At 42.0% G+C, this 21,129-nt stretch carries 15 protein-coding genes, 15 tRNA genes, 1 rRNA gene and 1 pseudogene; 8 read left to right on the top strand and 24 right to left on the bottom strand.

Features of this window, described 5'->3' with window-relative positions; all coding sequences use genetic code 11:
* Positions 1–124: 124 nt before the first annotated feature.
* Positions 125–964, bottom strand: coding sequence for a manganese catalase family protein (locus ACQKIC_RS17445; protein ID WP_402867477.1), 840 nt, complete (start codon positions 962–964; stop codon positions 125–127).
* Between the two features lie 352 nt (positions 965–1,316).
* Between ACQKIC_RS17445 and ACQKIC_RS17440 the strand changes: the two genes are divergently transcribed.
* The 3 genes from ACQKIC_RS17440 (at position 1,317) to ACQKIC_RS17430 (ending at position 3,074) form a co-directional block, all read left to right on the top strand.
* Positions 1,317–1,832, top strand: coding sequence for a DUF2243 domain-containing protein (locus ACQKIC_RS17440; RefSeq protein ID WP_402867476.1), 516 nt, complete (start codon positions 1,317–1,319; stop codon positions 1,830–1,832).
* On the top strand, positions 1,829–2,623 hold the full coding sequence (locus ACQKIC_RS17435) for a cytochrome c oxidase assembly protein (RefSeq protein WP_427668718.1): 795 nt from the start codon (positions 1,829–1,831) through the stop codon (positions 2,621–2,623). Before ACQKIC_RS17440 ends, ACQKIC_RS17435 begins: the two co-directional genes overlap by 4 nt.
* Before the next feature lie 85 nt (positions 2,624–2,708).
* Positions 2,709–3,074 carry a carboxymuconolactone decarboxylase family protein gene (locus ACQKIC_RS17430; protein WP_402867474.1) on the top strand — a complete coding sequence of 122 codons (366 nt, stop codon included), beginning with the start codon at positions 2,709–2,711 and terminating at the stop codon, positions 3,072–3,074.
* 62 nt (positions 3,075–3,136) lie between these two features.
* On the opposite strand, the gene ACQKIC_RS17425 is transcribed toward ACQKIC_RS17430, so the two are convergent.
* Positions 3,137–3,742, bottom strand: coding sequence for a spore coat protein (locus tag ACQKIC_RS17425; protein ID WP_402868498.1), 606 nt, complete (start codon positions 3,740–3,742; stop codon positions 3,137–3,139).
* A gap of 228 nt (positions 3,743–3,970) precedes the next feature.
* On the opposite strand from ACQKIC_RS17425, the pseudogene ACQKIC_RS17420 reads away from it, so the two are divergent.
* A pseudogene (locus tag ACQKIC_RS17420) lies at positions 3,971–4,477 on the top strand (DUF3231 family protein).
* 33 nt (positions 4,478–4,510) lie between these two features.
* Here ACQKIC_RS17420 and ACQKIC_RS17415 read toward each other — a convergent pair.
* A complete protein-coding gene (locus tag ACQKIC_RS17415) occupies positions 4,511–5,299 on the bottom strand; it encodes an HAD family hydrolase (protein ID WP_402867473.1) in 789 nt (262 codons plus the stop codon).
* Positions 5,300–5,501: 202 nt separating this feature from the next.
* Positions 5,502–6,050 carry a histidine phosphatase family protein gene (locus ACQKIC_RS17410; RefSeq protein WP_402867472.1) on the bottom strand — a complete coding sequence of 183 codons (549 nt, stop codon included), beginning with the start codon at positions 6,048–6,050 and terminating at the stop codon, positions 5,502–5,504.
* A 112-nt stretch (positions 6,051–6,162) separates the two neighbouring features.
* Here ACQKIC_RS17410 and ACQKIC_RS17405 point away from each other — a divergent pair, with 112 nt between their 5' ends.
* Together ACQKIC_RS17405 and ACQKIC_RS17400 are read left to right on the top strand one after the other, a co-directional pair.
* A complete protein-coding gene (locus tag ACQKIC_RS17405; RefSeq protein WP_427592038.1) occupies positions 6,163–7,056 on the top strand; it encodes a PdaC/SigV domain-containing protein in 894 nt (297 codons plus the stop codon).
* Positions 7,057–7,213: 157 nt separating this feature from the next.
* Positions 7,214–7,987 (top strand): STAS domain-containing protein, encoded by a 774-nt coding sequence (locus ACQKIC_RS17400; RefSeq protein ID WP_402955170.1) that lies wholly within the window; start codon positions 7,214–7,216, stop codon positions 7,985–7,987.
* A gap of 34 nt (positions 7,988–8,021) precedes the next feature.
* On the opposite strand, the gene ACQKIC_RS17395 is transcribed toward ACQKIC_RS17400, so the two are convergent.
* Both ACQKIC_RS17395 and ACQKIC_RS17390 read right to left on the bottom strand, forming a co-directional pair.
* The gene (locus ACQKIC_RS17395; RefSeq protein WP_402867469.1) at positions 8,022–8,480 is read right to left on the bottom strand and encodes a hypothetical protein; all 459 of its coding nucleotides are present in this window, start codon (positions 8,478–8,480) and stop codon (positions 8,022–8,024) included.
* Between the two features lie 300 nt (positions 8,481–8,780).
* Positions 8,781–9,920: a zinc-dependent alcohol dehydrogenase gene (locus tag ACQKIC_RS17390; protein ID WP_402867468.1), complete on the bottom strand. Its 1,140-nt coding sequence runs from the start codon at positions 9,918–9,920 to the stop codon at positions 8,781–8,783.
* Positions 9,921–10,219: 299 nt separating this feature from the next.
* On the opposite strand from ACQKIC_RS17390, the gene ACQKIC_RS17385 reads away from it, so the two are divergent.
* Positions 10,220–11,440 (top strand): ATP-binding protein, encoded by a 1,221-nt coding sequence (locus ACQKIC_RS17385; RefSeq protein WP_427668716.1) that lies wholly within the window; start codon positions 10,220–10,222, stop codon positions 11,438–11,440.
* A 614-nt stretch (positions 11,441–12,054) separates the two neighbouring features.
* Positions 12,055–12,945, top strand: coding sequence for a TauD/TfdA dioxygenase family protein (locus tag ACQKIC_RS17380; protein WP_427592036.1), 891 nt, complete (start codon positions 12,055–12,057; stop codon positions 12,943–12,945).
* 162 nt (positions 12,946–13,107) lie between these two features.
* Here ACQKIC_RS17380 and ACQKIC_RS17375 read toward each other — a convergent pair whose 3' ends face one another.
* The 18 genes from ACQKIC_RS17375 to rrf form a co-directional block, all read right to left on the bottom strand.
* The gene (locus tag ACQKIC_RS17375; RefSeq protein ID WP_427592035.1) at positions 13,108–18,069 is read right to left on the bottom strand and encodes a S8 family serine peptidase; all 4,962 of its coding nucleotides are present in this window, start codon (positions 18,067–18,069) and stop codon (positions 13,108–13,110) included.
* 312 nt (positions 18,070–18,381) lie between these two features.
* Positions 18,382–19,206, bottom strand: a complete 825-nt coding sequence (locus tag ACQKIC_RS17370; protein ID WP_402990773.1) for a methyl-accepting chemotaxis protein — start codon at positions 19,204–19,206, stop codon at positions 18,382–18,384.
* 422 nt (positions 19,207–19,628) lie between these two features.
* Positions 19,629–19,709: transfer RNA gene (locus tag ACQKIC_RS17365), tRNA-Leu, on the bottom strand.
* Positions 19,710–19,718: 9 nt separating this feature from the next.
* Positions 19,719–19,792 (bottom strand) — tRNA-Cys (locus ACQKIC_RS17360).
* Positions 19,793–19,800: 8 nt separating this feature from the next.
* A tRNA-Gly gene (locus ACQKIC_RS17355) sits at positions 19,801–19,875 on the bottom strand.
* 3 nt (positions 19,876–19,878) lie between these two features.
* Positions 19,879–19,953, bottom strand: a tRNA-Gln gene (locus ACQKIC_RS17350).
* Positions 19,954–19,991: 38 nt separating this feature from the next.
* A tRNA-His gene (locus tag ACQKIC_RS17345) sits at positions 19,992–20,067 on the bottom strand.
* Between the two features lie 14 nt (positions 20,068–20,081).
* Positions 20,082–20,155: transfer RNA gene (locus ACQKIC_RS17340), tRNA-Trp, on the bottom strand.
* Positions 20,156–20,161: 6 nt separating this feature from the next.
* Positions 20,162–20,245 (bottom strand) — tRNA-Tyr (locus ACQKIC_RS17335).
* A 12-nt stretch (positions 20,246–20,257) separates the two neighbouring features.
* A tRNA-Thr gene (locus ACQKIC_RS17330) sits at positions 20,258–20,333 on the bottom strand.
* 7 nt (positions 20,334–20,340) lie between these two features.
* A tRNA-Phe gene (locus tag ACQKIC_RS17325) sits at positions 20,341–20,416 on the bottom strand.
* A gap of 13 nt (positions 20,417–20,429) precedes the next feature.
* Positions 20,430–20,505 (bottom strand) — tRNA-Asp (locus tag ACQKIC_RS17320).
* A 5-nt stretch (positions 20,506–20,510) separates the two neighbouring features.
* Positions 20,511–20,584 (bottom strand) — tRNA-Met (locus ACQKIC_RS17315).
* An 85-nt stretch (positions 20,585–20,669) separates the two neighbouring features.
* Positions 20,670–20,745, bottom strand: a tRNA-Val gene (locus ACQKIC_RS17310).
* Between the two features lie 15 nt (positions 20,746–20,760).
* Positions 20,761–20,835 (bottom strand) — tRNA-Glu (locus ACQKIC_RS17305).
* A gap of 10 nt (positions 20,836–20,845) precedes the next feature.
* Positions 20,846–20,937: transfer RNA gene (locus tag ACQKIC_RS17300), tRNA-Ser, on the bottom strand.
* A 4-nt stretch (positions 20,938–20,941) separates the two neighbouring features.
* Positions 20,942–21,016, bottom strand: a tRNA-Asn gene (locus ACQKIC_RS17295).
* 9 nt (positions 21,017–21,025) lie between these two features.
* Positions 21,026–21,129 (bottom strand): 5S ribosomal RNA (gene rrf / locus ACQKIC_RS17290); the annotation flags it as partial.

Genomic DNA, 21,129 nt, shown 5'->3' with positions numbered 1-21,129 from the left:
ATCAGGCAAATCATTGAATGTCAAAACTAGGAAAGCGTTAAAATAAGCATGATTCCCTTGCTTCCTAATCAGAAAAAACCTGCCCCCCGAGGGACAGGTTACAAAACATGATAATTAAAAGGTCTTATTTCAATACGGCCTTACCATCCAGATCATGATGCAATTGAGTAGCGGGAACCTTTGGATTAGGGATTTGACCTTTTGCAACGGGCTCGGCTACATAGACAAAATCTCCTGTTCCATCCGGAGCGCTTCCTGTCGCCCATAGACCTTCTGCTGATTCTTGTCCTTCTGAAAGGTTCCAGAATTCATAGGCTTCCTTCTGTGATTCCAATTCGGCTTCAGGTGGGAAGGAAGCCGGCACGACTACACCATTTTTCTCTTCTAACTCTGCAATGGCTGCCATCCATTGATATTGGTGATAACGATCGCGTGCAAGCATTTTACGGAAGGTCGCACGTACACCTTCATCTTTTGTCATATGGTACAAACGCGCTACCTGCAAACGTCCTTGACTCTCAGCATGCAGGTTTGAACGCATGTCCGCTAATAAATTACCACTCGCTACGATGTAGGAACCGTTCCAAGGAACACCATTTGAGTTCGTTGGCAGTCCCCCAAGTCCGCTTACAAGCAGATGCTGTGGATTGATGCCGCCCATGATGGCTGCTGTTACCGGGTCTTTGGCTGCTTCTGCTTGATCTTCGGGTGAAGCTCCATCCAGCAATTGACTAATCAAGGAACAAAGCATTTCAACGTGTCCAATTTCCTCCGTACCAATGTCCATCAACATGTCCTTATACTTTTCTTCTCCACGACAGTTAAAGCCTTGGAATAAATATTGCATCATGACTGTCATTTCCCCGAACTGTCCACCCAATACCTCTTGGATTTGACGGGCAAGCATAGGATCCGGACGATCTGGTTTCACTTCAAATTGCAATTCTTTTTGATGACGAAACATAATGATTCCTCCTTTAGTTTTCTAGAGTTTTTATCCGTGCTATTTTATGAATCTTTCTTTGCTGTTAGGTTGACATCGTCCCTTCCTTTTTCCGAATGGAAGGTTACTAATTACTGTCACGTTTATTTTATTACCCGGATTTCCTGCCCCAAAACCACAAAAATCTTCACAAAAAAATTTGTGAATACTGGTTGAATAAGAGGTTCATTTTGTCCTTCGGGTGGTATAGTAGAAACAATGGATATTATCAATATATGGAAGATACTTAACTGTAGGGAGACTTATAGTTTCAAAAAAACTGAGAGGATTCACGGTTTAGTATACCTACGATTCATTGAAGGAGGATACATATATGGACGTTAGACCACGGCACCATAAAAATAAATCCATGTCGGAAAATCGCTATATCCATTCGTCCCGCAATCTTTGGTCGGGCATCTTATTCGGCATTGGCCTTGTCGCCTTCATAGATGAAATGGTTTTTCATCAACTCCTGCATTGGCATCATTTTTATGATAAGTCGACGACCAATATCGGACTCGTTTCTGATGGTTTATTTCATGCTTTGAGCTGGTTTGCGACCATCGGTTCTTTATTCATGTTCGCTGACCTTCGCAGACGGAATGCCTTATGGTTGAAAAGATGGCAAGGCGGTGTGTTTCTAGGGGCTGGTGGCTTCCAATTATATGACGGGACCATTCAACATAAGCTGATGAGGCTGCATCAAATTCGTTATGATGTGGATATCCTCCCGTACGATATGATTTGGAATATAATTGCTGCGGCATTGATTGTAGTCGGTGTCTACCTTATCTATCGAACAAGACGAAGCACGATAATAAGAGCGAAAGAATCTAAATCATCATGACAAAGGATGAACATATGCACCATATCACGAGTGGGCCTGCTTCCGGACTCTCTCTGGTGATTCTACTCGTCATCATTTTGGTCCTATATATAGCAGCGATGATCCTTTCCAACCGGAAGCATAAAAAGTGGCCACTTTACCGAATGTTCTTTTGGGTGTTCGGAGTGACTTGTGCTGCCGCTTCAGTGATCGGACCCATAGCAGACCGGGGTCATATGAATTTCACCGCACATATGGTCAGCCATTTGCTCCTTGGCATGCTTGCTCCACTGCTGATGGTCCTTGCAGCACCCATGACTCTTCTGCTCCGCACATTAAAAGTACCTCACGCAAGACGACTTTCACGTCTGTTGAAAACCTGGCCAGTGCGCATTTTGAGTAACCCCATCACAGCATCCACCTTGAATATCGGAGGGCTTTGGGTGCTTTATACGACGGAATTGTATGCGGCCATGCACCAACATGCCTCTCTCTATCTGTTGGTGCATATCCATGTATTCCTTGCCGGCTATCTTTTCACGGCTTCCATGGTTTATATCGATCCGGCCCCGCACCGGTTCAGTTTCGTATTCCGATGCATTATCTTCGTCCTTGCTTTAGCCGGTCATGGAATCCTATCCAAATACATCTATGCAAACCCTCCAATCGGGGTCATGTCTCACCAGGCGGAATCCGGAGCCGTCCTCATGTACTATGCCGGGGATGCCATCGACCTCGTACTCATTGGTTTGCTTTGCTTTCAATGGTATAAAACCGCCAGACCCCGTCCGCCGCTAAATACGGAATTTTAATCCCTATGATTTTATGTTTAATCATCCCTATTTGGCTCATACTAATTTCTAGGAAAAGAATATTAGGGATGGAGCTGAATGGAACTTGGAATATGAAACGAAGAACACGACAGAAGCCGCTCTTCATGAATATAAAGCTGGAATTGGCTCTTTTACGGAAAAGATGCCTGAACTTGCAACAAAGTTCAATTCTTTAACGGAAGAATGCTTTAAAGAAGGCACCTTATCGAAGAAGCAGAAACAACTGATAGCTTTAGGGATAAGCTTATATTCCCAGGATGAATATTGCATAATCTATCATACGAAAGGCTGCCTCGATCAAGGTTGCTCGGAACAGGAAATACTTGAAACAATAGGCGTAACCGTTGCATTTGGTGGTGGTGCAGCGATGAGCCAGGCAGTCACGCTCATCCAAACGTGCATTGATGATTTGAACCAGCTCAAACAATAACAATCGAAACAAGGAAAGGCGAGCATATTGCATGCTCGCCTTCTTTAATGATTATGGTCCGATCAATGGGTCATATTGTTGTTGGTATTGGTTGGATTCCCGCTTGCAGGAGCAAATGAGTTTATCATTTGTTGCATATCCTGCTGTTGAAGCTGTGGTACTTGGTAATAATGATGTTTGTTTTGATAAAGCGAAATCTCATAGGCCATCTCTATGCAATTCGGAACGGAATCAGCGATGACCCGACGCAGTACTGGATTTGTCATCTCAAGTGCGGACATGGCTTTTAACGTTGCACTGGATTTCAAAGCCCCTAGCATCAAGCCCGAAATTCCTTGATCATTAATCTCTGACACCGATTGGTAAGGTTTCTTCGGCTTCGATGGTTTTAGGCCATAAATAAAATCATTGCCTTGATTCATATTGTAGGTTTGGGTTGGGACGGAAGGTTTTTGCCCCGTCTGGAAAGCCTCTAAGGAAGTATTATATTCCTGTTGGATGAACTGATATTGACGATCAAGGATATCCAATAATTCTGGGTCCTGTACATGTTGACGGAGCAACATATAGGTATCCAAAACACTAATCGTCCCCGCTAGCACTTCGTGTGCATCAAATAGTTCATGACCACCATGATTCATTTGCGGAGGTACCGCGCCTGTTTGCATATTTTGATGTGTTTGACCCTGTTGTTGATTTTGATTTTGCACTTACATCCCCTCCTTGTATGATGTTGGAACCAATATTAGTATGGGTAAACCGATAGGGAATATTCATGCCTGTTCCCTTCCATTGACCAAATTTCTCATTGATATATCGTTCTTCGTTGCGATGAATAACGGTTTGATATCGGGGTACATTACAATATGATTGCCTATTTCATAAGGAGGTTGACGATGGGAATATTAAGTGGAAATCCAAAAGAAGAACCGATGCACTATGGAGAAGTATTTGGAACGTGGACCTATTTAGTAACGACAAAGGGCTGTGTCGCTTGTCATCAAACCTTGCTCAACCATGCTGGTGATGAAGATCTGCGTAAATTGATTTAAGAAAAAATCGAACGAGGGAAACAGGAAATCGCCGAAGTGGAAGCACTATTGAAGGAAAATGGTATCGGATTACCGCCAACGCCACCTGATCGATCAAAAGTCGATATTGATGAAATCCCCGTTGGCGCCCGCTTTCAGGACCCGGAAATCGCCGCTTCCATATCCATGGATATTGCAGCCGGTTTAATAGCTTGCAGCAATATGATAGCCCAATCCATACGGGAGGATATTGCAGGGATGTTCGAACAATTCCATGCTGAACATGCAGCTATGGGTGCCAAATTCCTTCATTTGAACAAGAAAAAAGGATGGTTGGTCCCGCCACCCCTCCATTTTAATAAAACGAAATAAAATGAATCCCCCGAATAAAGGGGGATTTCTGTTTTATTCTTTTAACCCCTCAAGAATGGGATATAGTTCTTCTAGATGTTTGATTTCATAGGAAGGGATGACTTCATTCCGTTCCTTGTCATGACGATTGATCCATACCGACTGAATGCCGGCACGTGTGGCACCAAGAATATCCGTCATTAAATTATCACCGACCATGAGCACTTCATCCTTATCAAGATTCATGAGTTCAAGTGCATGCTCAAAAATGGAAGCATCCGGTTTTCCGCGTCCAAACGCACCGGAAATGACAATCTGATCAAAATATGGGACAAGTTCAGGCGTGATTTCAAGCTTCGTATTTTGAAGCTGGGGTGAACCATTCGTCAGCAATAACAATTTGTACTTTCCTTTTAACTCATCCAACACGCGGAAGGACTCTTCATAGATGAACGGCTTTTTCCGTCTCTCAGCCGGAAAGCGTTCTGCAAGTTCCGCCCCGAATGCCGGATCATCAATACCTAGGGCCTTCAACCCTCTGGTCCATGCCTCTTTCCGGTATGTCGGCACAATCTTGGCCATTTTCCGGAACTCATCATGGTCATCCTGAAAATCTCCCCAAAGCCCTTCGAAAGGATTGATTCCAATCATTTTCGTAAACTCGTATGTATCATAAGAAGAATAAAGCTCACGTGCTTCCTTGCGCACCGCTTCCTCAAACTCGCCAATATTCACGTCATACTTCGCCTTTGCCACTTCACATGTTGCTACAAAAGCTTCTTTCACACTTTTCTGATCCCAGAGTAATGTATCATCCAAATCAAAAAATATAGCTTTCACCAAGACGTTCACCCTCTTTTCCATTCGTTATATTCGAAAAAATTGCACTATTACAATAATAAACCACAACGGTTGGAAAAAGAATAACTATTGGGGAAATTACCTACATCTTTTTCTGGAATAATAAAAAGATTTTCGCATTACTTACACGGATACAAACCACCCATACCACTATCATTGTGGCCCCTTACAAACTATTTTCCACTTATTTAGGAAAGGGGACCTTTTCGAACATATATAACCTCCCATTGCTGGCGACTGCATACTTCGGACCAGAGAACCCCCTTCGGATCAACTCTTTCCTTATATACACCATGAGAGCCGCATGACTCACGATCAGGGTATCTTGCTCCCCATTTGCCAAGATTTGATCCAGTGCTTGATTGATCCGCTTTTCAGCTTTCTTGATTTCCAGTCTCGTTTGCTTGTTCAAGAATGAGGAGCACCGAATCCAGATGGCCCATAGAATGAAGGGCAGTTTCACTTTCCCTTTAAGAGGGGGCGAAGGAATTTCACGCAGTTCCTTCATTTGAATGATTTTATCGGGATAAATATGCTCGGCGGTCTTCAGTGCCCTCGACATATCGCTTGTGTAGCAAGCCTTCCACTCCACATCCAATAGTGGAGTTTCCCCATAAACAATATCCGCTTCATCATAATCCTTGAACCATTGGTCCATGAAATCGGCCGTCACATACTTTCCGGTTGGAAAATCATGATTGACCTTAAAATGTCGTACAAGTCCAATTTTCATCCTATTCCCCTCATTATCTGTGTAATATAATTGATACGTAAATAACACTATCTAGTTAATCAATACCCTTATATAATGGAACTGTAAAAATATAGCACTAGGAGGAATGCGCATGTGGCCAATCAAAAACCTCTCAAAAATCGTCCTCGCTACCATACTAGCTTTTTCAACTATTTCATACTTTCTGCTATCAACTGACTCTGCTTCCGCTGCCACTACCGAAAATGCCTTGGTCAATACGAAGAACAGTGATTTGACCGTCAGGAGCGGTCCTGGGACCAACTATAAAAAAGTCGGCTCCCTAAAGAAAGGAAAATCAGTGACCGTCTATTCCAGAACCAAATCGGGATGGTCGGAAATTCGTTACAAAGACAAAAAATCCTATGTATCTACTAAATATTTAGCGTTCAGCCCCGTGAAGATTACCAAGAAGAAGTATAAAAGTATCAGTGACTTATCGTATCCTCAAGTATCCGGACTAAAAAGTAAAACAGCCCAGGAAAAAATCAACCGAACATTCACTAAACATGCCAAAGAAGCTTATACATCCTATTTAAAAGTGAAACAAGCGGATAAGGAAGATAAAAATGAAGAGTGGTGCAATGGGAAAACGTGTAACTATATGTATGCGACCCAATATAAAGTGAAGTACAACCAAGACGGAAAGCTAAGTATCCTGCTCTACAATTATGTATATGAGGGCGGGGCACACGGAATCGGCGCTGTAACATCATATAATTTCAAAATATCTTCCGGCAAGCAAATGAAAATTGCCGACATCCTCACATCGAAACAGAAATATAAGAAAGTACAGAAGTACGCTTACAAATACATGAGCAAACATGAAGACTTTTTTGTCGATAAACAAAGTGATGTTCCCGTAAACAAACATTCCCAGTTTTATTACACTAAAGACGGAATTTATCTAATATTCCAGGAATACGAAGTAGCTCCCTATTCTTCCGGAAACCCATCCATAAAAATCCCGGGGGCGGTTTATAAATGATGTAGTTTGGCATGGGGATTGGCTTTAACTCCTATGCCTTTTTACTACCCTTTATTCATTCTCGCTAACATATGATAAAGAATAGACAGATCCATCTCAATCTGTTACGATTTTTGGCGAGCGAGCATCATAAGAAATCGCATAAAGGGGTATCTCCATGTCAGATATATTAAATAACGTCAACACGTACCAACTGTTGGATAAAATAGAAGAAAACATCTTTTTAACGGATTCCGACCATACCATTGTTTGGTTTAACCAATATGCGAGGGATCTTTTAGTAACCATCGGTCCCTATGTGAGAATAACAAATCCCGATGATTTCATTGGACTAAACGTCAGTTCCTTTCACGGGGAACGACAGGAAAAAATTCTTCGGGATGGTCCTTTTCCACACTCGGCACAAATCGTTCTTTTCAAAAAATTCAGTGCCAATATCATGGTGGATGAAATACTGAATGAAAGTGGAAAGCGAACAGGCTTTATCCTCTCATGGCAAGATGTAACGGAATATGAGGAAACGATCAAGGAAGGCAAAAAACTGCTTATGGAAATCGATACGCCGATAATCCCAACCGTCCACGATTCAACGGCTTTAGTGCCTATCATAGGAAAAATGACGCCCGACCGTTTAGAAACGATTCAATCTAAAATCCTGAACTATTGTAGAGATCACCAAATCGAGTATATCATCCTGGATTTCACTTCGTTTAAACATGACTTTGATATGTTCGAATTGGATGGTATCAATAAAATATTCAAGGCCCTGTCCTTAATGGGTGTGGAACCCGTCGTGGTCGGCATCGGACCAAAACTTGCTCAGTCGATCCTCCGAACTCGGATAGATATCGATTTTCGTCCCTTCAATTCCTTTAGGCAAGGCATTCAATATATCTTGGATACCAATGGATTTAAATTAATTAAAGAATAAAGAGAAGGCGACATCGCCTTCTCTATTATTTTGTTCACTTTTCAAGGTGAAAGTCCGTTATCGTGCATATTTTTCTGAATTTATATTTCCCGCTCATATCGCTGAACTGGTAATTCTTCAGCACGGTTTCAAGTTGACTCTTTAATGTATCTTCCGCCAAATATGAATCCATCTTTTCTTTCCAGTTTCCCGTTCCGATTAATGCATCGAATGGAACCGTGTTCAATACCTCATCATAAACCTGGATACTTTGGTCAATGCCAAAGCTGCCATAAATGGACCCATTTTCAGCAGCATAGATATGCTCCGATTCAAGTTCCTCGACCAGGATCTCGAAATACCCCTTGGATTCAACGGGGCAAACGGTAATCTCCGCTTCCGCCTTTACAGGACCGAATCTCTTATCTAGGATGTCAATCGTTAATGTAACATGTAACGGCTGGTACACCTTCTCAACTTCTGCACACAATTCTGCTACAGTATTCACTATCATTCACTTTCCCCCTTACTTTTGCTATTATTATATAACATTTTCTCCCCCTGACGCGTCTATTCAATCTCCCTTCGAAGCGATTCTTTCTTAATAACAGTACATTTTTCTCTTTAGCATAAAAGTGAATGTTGATAGTCTCTTCCTCACCTGGCCCCGATCTGCCAGACAACATACCAAAATGTCCATTTCCCATATCGACCATACTGGAATAACCGGACCTCGTATACTCGTATTTTCATCCTCTGCACAAAAAAAAGCCAATGGATAGACGCATTGGCTTTTGGCATGCATGAAGCATTTTTATGGTTTTAACACGACTTTGATGCATTCATCTTCATGGTCGTTAAATATTTGATAAGCGGCACTCGCTTGGTCGAGCGGGACTTTATGTGAGATGATTTCTGTCGGATCGAACTCACCTTTTGTAATTTTATCAAAAAGCATCGGCATGTAGTGAATGACCGGGGCTTGTCCCATTTTCAGGTTAATGTTCCGTTCGAATAAATTACCAAGCGGGAACATATTATATTTGGATCCGTATACACCGGTCAGTTGGATCGTACCGAATTTCTTGACTGAGTTCATCGCAATCTCGATGGCACTTAATGTTCCGCCCTGAAGCTTGAGTTTTTGCTCGATGGCTTCAATGGTTGATTTTTTTCCGTCCATTCCGACGCAGTCAATGACGATATCCACTCCGCCTGAAGTGATTTCCTTAATATAGGCACCCATATTATTATACTCATCGAAATTATACGTCTCCACCTTGTTCATCTGTTTTGCCCGGTTCAGCCTGTAGGGAAGGTTATCGATGGCAATCACACGCTTGGCGCCTTTCATCCAGGCAAACTTCTGGGCCATCAAACCGATTGGTCCACACCCTAGAATGGCGACCGTGCTGCCTTCCTTCACACCCGCATTCTCCACACTCCAATAAGCGGTCGGGAGCACGTCCGACATGAACAGAAGCGCCTCATCCTCTAGTTCACACGACTCCGGGATCACGAATGGCATGAAGTTTCCGTATGGTACCCGCAAATATTCAGCCTGTCCGCCTGGATAGTTCCCATAACGTTCCGTAAAGCCGAAATATCCACCCGTATCGATTTCTTCATTACGGTTCGAATTATCACATTGGCTTTCCATATCATGTTCACAATAATAACAATGTCCACACGAAATATTGAAAGGAAGGACGACCCTGTCCCCTTTCTTTACCTTCGTGACTTCCGGTCCGACTTCCTCCACGATTCCCATCGGCTCATGGCCAATGACGTAATCCTTATGTGTCGGGAGCGCTCCCTGATAAATATGAAGATCGGACCCACAAATCGCCGTCGATGTCACCCGTACGATGATATCATCCTTCTGCTGTAATTTCGGATCCTCCACTTCTTTTACTTTTATATCCTTTGCACCTTGAAAAGTTACCGCCTTCATATTCAACCTCCTAATGGATTCTTATTACTTTTTTTATACCCGTCCATCTTACTAATATGTCCCCATTTGCAAATTTTCAAAGAAAATTTTGTAAAAAAATAAACTTCCACGATTCAATCAGGGCATACATTCCTACCTATTCCTATTGCTGCCTAACAACTTCCTTACTGACCTGCCTTTCATACTCTAGTAATAGACAGGAAATCAAAAGCTGAACACACACCCTATCTTTTCTGATTTACAAAGAACCAGGAAAAGATTACTATTAATTAAATAGAATTTTTAGAATAAGGTGATGTATGTTAAAAAACCATCAGTATTTTCAAAACCAACAACGATTCATTCTTAAGAGTTTCATGATTGTGTTGTCTTTATTACTAGTGGTGGGCATTTCCGTATCGCCAATAAGCTGGAAACATGACCCTATCGATATGGCTATACAAGTTTTCTTGATATCCGCCATCATACTATCTTTGTTTTTTTTCATAAAAAAAGACGAAAACAAATGGAAAACGATTTTCATTCTACTCATCACGATTTACCTATACCTGAAATTCTGGTTGTATCCAGATACCGCCATCATGATGGCCATGTTTGCCATGGCACCCTTAATCCCCATATTTTTATTTGATAAAATCGGATTTTACATTGTAGCTGCATCAAATGCCATACTTGGTCCAATTTCCATCCATCTTATTTCTCATACAGATTTACAATATACATATAAGTACGTCTCTCTTGATAGTTTCGGAAATATCTTGAATTTCATCGCAATCCAGATCATCTTGGCCTTTGTGTTCATCAGTACGAACAACAGGATGAATTCCATAAATGCCTTTCATACCGAATTACAACAAGCCAAGCAATTGGATTCGGTCGGTCAGCTTGCTGCCACCATCGCCCACGAGATTCGAAACCCAATTACGGTCGTAAAGGGATTTGCCCAGCTATTGGATCAAGAAAAGGAATTGAGCAAAACGGAAAAATTCTACGTACAAACGATGCTTACCGAACTGGAATTCACACAGGTCATTATCAATGACTATCTATCATTGGCAAAACCCCATACCGATAATATTGAGGTCATCCAGCTGAATCAGGAAATCCAGAAGACCTCTGACCTTTTGACCAGCTTTGCAAACAATCGTAATATAGGATTCCAACTACGATTCAAGGAAGATTTAATCATCAAGATCAATCCCATTGAGCTCAAGCAACTACTGGTCAACATTATGAAAAATGGCATTGAATCCATGAACAATCCAGGATTTATCATCGTCGAGACCAGTCAGGAACGAGACATGGCAAAAATCAAAATAACCGACACAGGCGTCGGTCTATCCAAAGAACAGCTTGAAATAATCGGCACCCCCTTTTATTCACTGAAAGATAGAGGAACCGGTATCGGTCTGACAGTCTGCTATACCATTGCCCAAAAGTACAAGGGGAAAATCGTCGTTGAAAGCCAAGTGAATAAAGGAACTTCCTTTATTATTTATTTCCCTGTATATAAGGGATGAGTGTATTGATACTATAGGTACAAAGGGTGACCCGCTATCATAAGGTCATCCTTTTCTATTGGACGTTAAAATGATCTTGCCATTTATTCCAACTAAAACTATAAGAATAATATAAAATTCATTGACAAACTCATCCAATCATTGGTAAGATGCATTCATACACAAACCACTTTCCAGAATAGACCATATAGTTAGACGTTCGGAATCAACTGGTCTACCAGAGATTCAACAAGAGGAAACTCTTTGTTGGATCTCTTTTTTGTTTCTTACGTCTTAAAAGTCGACTATTCGAGTAGGTAAAGTGTAATTTAAAACAAGGAGGGGACTTATTGAAGGAATAGTACCAGTTAAAAAGGTACGGTCTCTCGATTAGTATTAGCGGGATGTATTGTAAATGTCAGTGAAACCTCACTAGAAAATCAACCTATCTAAAAAAACGGGACTTCTAGTTAGTGGAAAGAAAAAAGAAATTTTTCAAAGTGGATTTTTCTGAAACATCATGCAGCGATAGAGCGTAGTGGTTTTTTTCCAGTAGTCCCCCACTTTATCATATTTTTAGTTGATAAGGTTATATCAAGGAGACATTCATTTCAAAAATAGAGGAGGAATATAGTATGACTGAAGTTAAGACAAAACAAGTGAAAGTGGTACCAGTAGCAGGAAGAATCGGAGCGGAGATTCAAGGTGTTCAATTAAGCGGAGACCTGGACCCGGCTATTTTTAACGAAATCAAGCAAGCACTGAACGAGCATAAAGTGGTTTTCTTCAGAGGGCAACACCACTTAGACGATGCAGGCCAAGAAGCATTTTCCAGTCTATTGGGTGAACCCTACGCACATCCAACCGTACCCGTAAAAGACAAGACCAACTATATCTTCGAGCTCGATTCCGAACAAGGTGCCAAAGCCAACCATTGGCATACTGACGTCACGTTCGTTCCCGAAGTTCCCAAATACTCCATTCTAAGAGGCGTCACCATTCCAAATGTGGGTGGAGACACGGTTTGGGCGAATACGAATCAAGCATATGAAGACCTTCCGGTAGGTTTGCAAAAGCTTGCAGATGAAGCATGGGGTATTCATACAAATGAATATGATTATGCACAATTCAAACCAAGTGAAACGATTGATGATGAAGTGAAAAAGAACTATCGTGCCGTATTTGCATCGACCGTTTATAAAACAAGACATCCCGTAGTTCATGTGCACTCCGAAACAGGTAAAAAACATCTGTTACTAGGAGGATTTGCAGGCAGGATCGAAGGCTATTCCACAAGCGAATCCGAAAGACTACTAAGCATCTTTGATTCTTACGTCACGCGCTTGGAAAACACCGTACGCTGGCAGTGGACTGAAGGGGATGTCGTAATCTGGGATAACTTGGCCACTCAACATTACGCAATAGCAGACTACGAAGACCAACGCGTTGTACGCCGTGTCACAGTCGGAAAAGATATTCCCGTAAATCAGCAAGGCGAAGCCAGTAAACTAATTAATAAGAAATAAGTGATAGTACGAGCCTACCAGATATTTGTTTCTTCTCAGTATGTTGATAGGACTCCATGATCTTCATTTGAATTATAAGAAATCCAATCCGCTTAACCCCAAATCGTTTACAGCTAAAAAAAATCAACCTCCGATATTCCTATATCGGAGGTTGATTCGTAGTTATTTCCCAACTTTCACTTTCGCCACTTTTGACTTATTTTTCGCTTCATCCTGGACGACAACATGCAATATCGTATTGGCTTTTTGCTTTGGCACCTTGATTGAGAATGCACCTTTCGCATTGACTTTACCCGATGCTACTTTTTCTTTTCCTTTATATATGGTGACCGTTGCTTTTTTCTCCGCTTTTCCCTTTACGACAGTAGTTGTCGTTGTCACTTTTTCCACAGTTGCTGCTTTTGGAGCAGTTCGGTCTAATACAACGCCTGTTTTCTTCGTTTTATTCCCGGCTTTGTCCTTGACGATCAATGTCCATTTCGTCTTGGCAGGGAGTTTAGCGATTTTCAATGTATACTTGCCATTTTTATAAACAGGCTTAGTATACGTCATTCCTTTTGCTGTGAATGTCATCGTCACATTTTTTTCGGTAACGATCGTGATAGCCATCGTTTTATCTGTAACTGTAATGGGCTTTACCTTTACGGTTGGCGCAGTGCGGTCGAGCACGGTAATCGTTTTTACTTTACTAGCCTTATAGCCTTTTAGTGTCGCAGAAAGAGATAACTTCGTACCCGCTTTTTGCTTGGAAATCTTCATTGTGTATTGCCCATTTTTATCCGCTTTTGCGGATTTGATATTCTTTTTACCATTTTTTAAGGTCACAACCGCTTTAGGCGTCGTTTTTCCTTTTACCACGGTTGTTTGGTCGGTGACCGGTGAGATAGTCGGTACCTTTACTTCCTCTTTGATGCCCGGAACCGGTGCTACGATCTCCGCATCTTTACCGATTTGGAATAGACCCGTATTCTTCGCTGATGCGATTGGTCCTTTAGGACTTGCGGCCAGTGCTAATTCTGCACGATATTGACCTTCCTTCAAAGATATATCCTTATCATCGATATGTCCGTAATATTCCAGACTGGCGTCTTCGAATACCTTATTATCCGCTTTATCGTAAATACGCAGTACAGGCTTGACACTTGAAGCTGAAGCCGTTGTTCCACCATGACTAATCGTATAGTCGCTCTTCACTGCTTTTTCAACAATTTGCCCGTTCGCTTGTTTTTCATAGGCAATGAGTGCATCGTCAGCTATGCTGAAGTCAGTCGACTGATTGACTAATACCGATGATACGGCATTCCCATATGCATCGTTTATGGATGTATGACCGGAAAGCTTGTCTCCCTGAAGCAGTTTTGTTTTTGAGAGGGTAATATTAGCCTTGAAGTCGCCTCCAACCTGCCACTGGACTTTCTGCCCTTTTTGGAATGTTTGTTCACCTTTTGATAGGAAGTAGTTCCAAATGATATTCGCTGATTCATTGTCGCCAAGACCTAGTTGAACTTGTAAATCCATTTTTAAGTTGGACGGTACATAAAAGGTATGACCAACGCGTAATGTTTTTATAAAGGACTGACTATATTCGTTGTACGGATAAATAATGGCCCCTCGTACATCGCTGTAGCCTGTTGCGTCAGCTGAGACCTTCACTTGGGCTAATTTCTCTTTATCGAAAACCACTGTATTCGTTTGGCCATCTTTCACTTGTACTGTTGGTTCAAGGAAATAATAGTTGGCCTTCTGGTTGTTTTCATCCGGTAATGAAACATAGTTCCCTTCCATGACGAAGTTTCCTGGTTCTAGATAAATTGAATCATACTTATAATTTTGTAAATTATTCGCCGTTACATAGGTTGCTTGACCACCTATTGTAACAGGCTTTTTAATCATCCAAAGTCTTGTAGAGACACCATCAAGCTTTTTGTCCCCATCCATCGCCGTCACCGCAACCTTTTGCATATTATCCGGAATGGAGATGTTCTTTAATTCATCTAAACTGGTGAACTGGCGGAATATATACGAGTATTCACCTGATGGCTGTGTGTAACGAATAATCGCCATGTTACCATTTTCTTCATCGCTTAATTCGAGATTGCTTGGTAATGATAAGCTTTTCGTCGTATCCGTATTCTGACCCAGAGATTGAACCCATTCCGAATCGCCATCTTCCGTTTTCTCTAAACGATTGATCGTAATGTATGATGGAACATTATCTCCTTTTTCATTTTTCACCTGCATCGTCGTGCCTGAATCCTGCATGTCAATATGGATTGCCTTGTATAAGCCCTTTTTCGCTAAAGGATTTTCATCCAACGTCAGTGAAATTTCATATTTCCCTTCCGTCACGTCCGAACTGCTCGTCACCCAGAAAGAATAGAAATAATATTGGCGGTTGGCTGGGTTTGTTGCGTTCTTCGCATGGCTATCAAGCATCACTTTATTATCAGATAGTCTCATAACTTTGTACTTCGAATAGATGTCACCGAAGTTAATCGTTTCGATTTGTGCTTCGTCATCCACAGTGGTCACGGTTTTTCCTGTATTCACATCTTTTTTATACAAAGCATCTTCTGAATGTAGGGAGCCTCGGTACATGCCCGCTAATTTATTGCCGTAATCATCACCAAATGTTTGCTTCGTGTAAAATGCTCTATCTAGTTTATACGCAATATTTGGATAAGGACGTTCAATGTACGTTAAGCCCCGTTGCTTGTAGTAATTTTTAAGTGATTCTTGATCCGGTTCAAATTTTGTAATATCGATTGAACCACCGGCTTTAATCACCGTCTTTTTATTTTTTTTGATGACGGCTTTTGTTTTATCATTCGCAAGGACGTAAACCCAGTTTTCCCCGCCATCCGGATCCTTCACTTCCGCATCAACCATATAATCGTAGTCACCCGGTGTGACAAAGAATTTTTGACCAGTGATGACTTCGTCTGAACCGATTGCTTCTGAAATGGCATCATTATATAAATACAACACGCCATTTTCCAGTCCCTTATCACGATTATCAATGGCCACTTCCCCAGCTTCACGGCTGTCAAAATTCAAAGTCTTCGTATCGTTCCCTACTTGGGCTGCTGTATTTGATAGGAAGTACGTTTTCCCCTCGGCCTTATGGTAGGAGAAAATGTTATATGCGCCCTTATCTAAATAGACAGTCGGTGCCTCTTTCGCACCTTCCTCATTAATCATTGTCGTTGAACCTAATGTCATATCCTTTGCATCTTTCATGGCGATGAAGTATTGTGCACCTGGCAAACCTTTTCCTTCTTCATCCACCGTATTCAATGCGACTGGAACGGTATTTTCACTTTTTAACGTAATCGTTCCTGATGAAGCCACCTCACGTGAATACATGAACCACGAGTTACCTTTTGCCGTATCGAATTTCCCTTGGACAACAACTTGTAAGTTTTTCAAATCCGTACCCACATGGCTCGGAACACGAACGGCTCCTTCCGTATCTGTCGTGCCTGCCCACAATTCATTGTAGCCATAAGCATTTGTGTCATCCTCTTGTTCCACTTTTTCATACAGTTTAACGGATGCACCTTTTGCAATCGTACCGCTTGGTGTCGTAACCGTGAACATGTAGCCTGATTGCGGGGCATTCACTACCTTCACCGATGTTTGAGTACGGGACAGTTCTTTACCATTCGAATCGAGTGCAACGGCAATTACCTGATGTGACCCGTCTGCCACCTTAGTCGTATCCCATTTGAATTGCACCGAGGTTTGACTCGCTGTCTTTACCTCACCGATGACATTTCCATCGTTTACTTCGTCTGTATAGAAAATAGTCTTACTTGTATTCGCATCATTAATCGCTACTTGTACAGTCGTGGTGCCAACGACATTCGCATTCTTTTTCGGTAAGACGAATGCTAATGAGGGAGTTTCCACATCATCCGCTAACGCGGCTTTCGCATTTAGCTTACCATGGCCCGTTTTCTCATCCCAGCCCTCTTCGTTCAAATCGATTGCCGTTGATGTTAGTGCTTCCTCGACTTGACTCGAAGTCGCTTCTGGATGGTTGAGCTTATACAGCGCCGCAACGGCAGCAACATGTGGAGCAGCATAGGATGTACCAGAACCTGTAGAGTAGTGGCCTGCATCCGTACCTAAATCACCAAGTAATGAAGTACTTAAAACATTGACGCCTGGTGCCACGATATCTAAAGTGCTCCCATAATTCGAGCGTTCATACACTTGATCTTTTGTAGCAACGGCACCAACCGATAAGACATTCGGAAGAGCGGCAGGATAGGATGCATCTGCATTGCCGCCGCCGTTACCTGAAGCAGCTACAACCACGATACCTTTATCCGCGGCATTCTTTACGGCCTTTTCTATTGTTTCGCTATATTCACCGCTTATGCTCATATTGATGACATCAGCACCTTGCTCAACTGCATAATCAATACCTTGTGCAATATTGAAGGCATCCCCGACACCTGATTTATTCATGACCTTAACAGGGAGTATTTGGACATTCTTCTCACCTGCTATACCTGAAATCCCTTTTCCATTATTAGCATTCGCGGCAATGATCCCGGATACGAATGTACCATGACCTTGGTCATCCCCTTGAAACGCTGCATCATATCCTTCTACGAATGTTTTCCCCTCTAGTACACGGCCTGCTAAGTCTTCATGAGTACCTTGAACACCTGTATCAAGCACAGCTACTTTTACTAGATTGCTATTATCCTTGACGTTTTCCCATGCGCCCTGTGCATCGATGGCACTTAAGTTCCATTGGTTTTTATAATATGTATCATTTACATCTATAGTTTCAGCGGTTTGATATGTAACATTTTTCTCAACATATTCGACGTTATCCATCTTTTCAAGCTTTGTAATGGCAGTATTTGCTTCTTCAGCTTTTACATCATACAGCCCCAGTTGATTTTCCTCTTCTACATCTTCAACGCCTATGTTTTTCATTTGTTTTTTTGATAAGGCGGCTTTATTCGTTTTATATTTAACTATTAATTGATCGGTCTCTGTATTGGATTCCTCCTCCGCAGAAGCTATTGAACCGACTGGTAGAATTGCAGATGTGGCAAGCGTAATTGCCGCCATCGTTTGAAGCCAAGTTTTTTTCTGTCTCATAAAATAAGCTCTCTCCCTACTCATTACCGTATATGTGGTGGACCACACCAAATCATCATAGTCGAGAATGATTATCATTGTCAATGATTTTTTCGAAAAATCTAGCAGTATCATCCCTAATACCTAGATTCACTATTCAGCCCCATGCCCTGATATAGCCCATAGCTTGGAAAACAAAAAAAGCCCTATACTAAGAGGGCCAATCTGTAGAGATTTTCAATAACTCCATTATGATATCAAGTAATGATTTCTCTTTATCCACATTTTTTAAAAATTAAGAATATTTAGTTTAGGGAAACCTAGCATTCTCATTTATTTAGTCATCCCTTCTAACTTTTCAATCGTCTTATTGAATATGGATTGAGTGTCGATGATTTTTTTTTGTAAATCTTCTGTTATCTCACTAACCTTCTCTACGTCTAAAGTAATATTTTCTACATTGGAATTTATATTTTTTATGGCTTTATCAACATTTCCTGCTAATCTTCTAACTTCGTCTGCAACAACTTTAAAACCTCGACCTTGTTCCCCTACTCGAGCTGCTTCGATCGCTGCATTTAAGGCCAATACATTTGTTTGGAAAGAGATGGTTTGTATGATTTTAGATACATCACTTATTAAACCCGTTTGTTTTTTTAGTGACTCCACTGCTTGAATTTTCTCATTGGAATTCTCAACAACGATATTCACTAATTTTTCAGGCATATCTTTTAGCTGAGAAATGATTTTTATTGTGTTGTTTTCACGCTCTGTAATATCTGTTGCGATTTTAAGAACAGCATGGACCTTACCTTCTTCATTTAGGATGGGTATATAGGTGGCTTCGAGCCATAGGAGATTCCCGGTTTTACCGACCCTTTGAATTTTTTCTTGAAACCTTTTTCCATTTTTGAGGGTAACCCATAATGATTCATATTCTCGGGTATTCCTGAATTCCGTTGTACAAAATTGATGATGCTGCATATTTTTCATTTCACCAATTGTATATCCCAAGGTCATTGCAAAGTTTTCATTTACCCATATTACTTCTCTATTTAGATTGAATTCTATCATTGCTAAATTTGACTCCAGTGCAGCTAAAACGGATGTTTCATCCAATACTTGAGTGCTTATGTTAGTCCTTAAAGAAATGCTCATATCAAAAAACCCCCTGTTATTACGTTTAGTAATAATATTACAGGATAATGGGTAAGAACGCCTATACTGAACTCTTTATTTTTCAAATTAATCATGTCATTAAAAAATTTCAGGGCAAACCACCTAGCGTTTCAACCTATTTCAATAAGTTTCGTTCACTAAGAGCATTGCGTTTAACGCTTTGTTAAACGCATATAAAAACATTATGGTTCGAATTTTTGATAATCCAATCACCATAGTAAATAACAAGTAAGGGGAATGTCTTAAGTTATTGAAGAAAGAATTGCATAACCTGAATTGAGAATGGACATATTTCACATCCTTTCTGACGTATAATCTAAATCTCATGTTTATTAAATACAAAAAGGACCTCAACAATTAAGTTGAGATCCTTTTTGTATTTAATATCTTCGACCGTATGATACCCGAGGCCGGGGTCGAACCGGCACGCCTTGCGGCACTGCATTTTGAGTGCAGCGTGTCTGCCATTCCACCACTCGGGCAAAATTTGTTGGAGGCGGCAACCGGAATTGAACCGGTGATAAAGGTTTTGCAGACCTCTGCCTTACCGCTTGGCTATGCCGCCAACATTTTTGGAGCGAAAGACGGGATTCGAACCCGCGACCCCAACCTTGGCAAGGTTGTATTCTACCACTGAACTACTTTCGCATATGGCTGGGCTAGAAGGGATCGAACCTTCGCATGACGGAATCAAAATCCGTTGCCTTACCGCTTGGCTATAGCCCATTAATGTTATATTCATTATACCATCATTTTATTGAAAATGGGGCGACTGATGGGAATCGAACCCACGAATGCCTGAACCACAATCAGGTGCGTTAACCACTTCGCCACAATCGCCATAACAATAAAATTGGCAGGGGTAGTAGGACTCGAACCCACACCGGAGGTTTTGGAGACCTCTGTTCTACCTTTAAACTATACCCCTGTAAGATGGTGGAGGGGGGCAGATTCGAACTGCCGAACCCGAAGGAGCGGATTTACAGTCCGCCGCGTTTAGCCACTTCGCTACCCCTCCACGGATGAAACATGGTGCCGGCAAGAGGACTTGAACCCCCAACCTACTGATTACAAGTCAGTTGCTCTACCAGTTGAGCTACACCGGCACTACTATGGTGGCTCAGGACGGAATCGAACCGCCGACACAAGGATTTTCAGTCCTTTGCTCTACCGACTGAGCTACTGAGCCAAACAATTAAAAATGGCGGTCCCGACGGGAATCGAACCCGCGATCTCCTGCGTGACAGGCAGGCATGTTAACCGCTACACCACGGGACCATAGATTGCGGGGACAGGATTTGAACCTGCGACCTTCGGGTTATGAGCCCGACGAGCTACCGGACTGCTCCACCCCGCGATAATAATAATGTTACTATATGCCTCAAGTTTTCGTGTTAAGTGTTCCATTCATAAAGAAACAACTTGATGCTTTTTAAAAGAAATGGTGGAGGATGACGGGATCGAACCGCCGACCCTCTGCTTGTAAGGCAGATGCTCTCCCAGCTGAGCTAATCCTCCAATAAGTTATCGAAATGGTGACCCGTACGGGAATCGAACCCGTGTTACCGCCGTGAAAGGGCGGTGTCTTAACCGCTTGACCAACGGGCCAGGTATTAAATGGCGGAGAGCAAGGGATTTGAACCCTTGAGACAGGGTTACCCGTCTACACGATTTCCAATCGTGCTCCTTCGGCCACTCGGACAGCTCTCCAATATGGCTCCGCAGGTAGGACTCGAACCTACGACCGTTCGGTTAACAGCCGAATGCTCTACCACTGAGCTACTGCGGAACAATACAAGCTTGGCGACGTCCTACTCTCACAGGGGGAAACCCCCAACTACCATCGGCGCTGAAGAGCTTAACTGCCGTGTTCGGAATGGGAACGGGTGTGACCTCTTCGCT

This window comes from Peribacillus sp. NPDC046944 (genome assembly GCF_050272735.1).
In the GTDB taxonomy this organism is placed as follows: Bacteria; Bacillota; Bacilli; order Bacillales; family DSM-1321; genus Peribacillus.
Note: the sequence above shows the minus strand (reverse complement) of the source record. Positions and strands in the feature narration are given on the sequence as shown.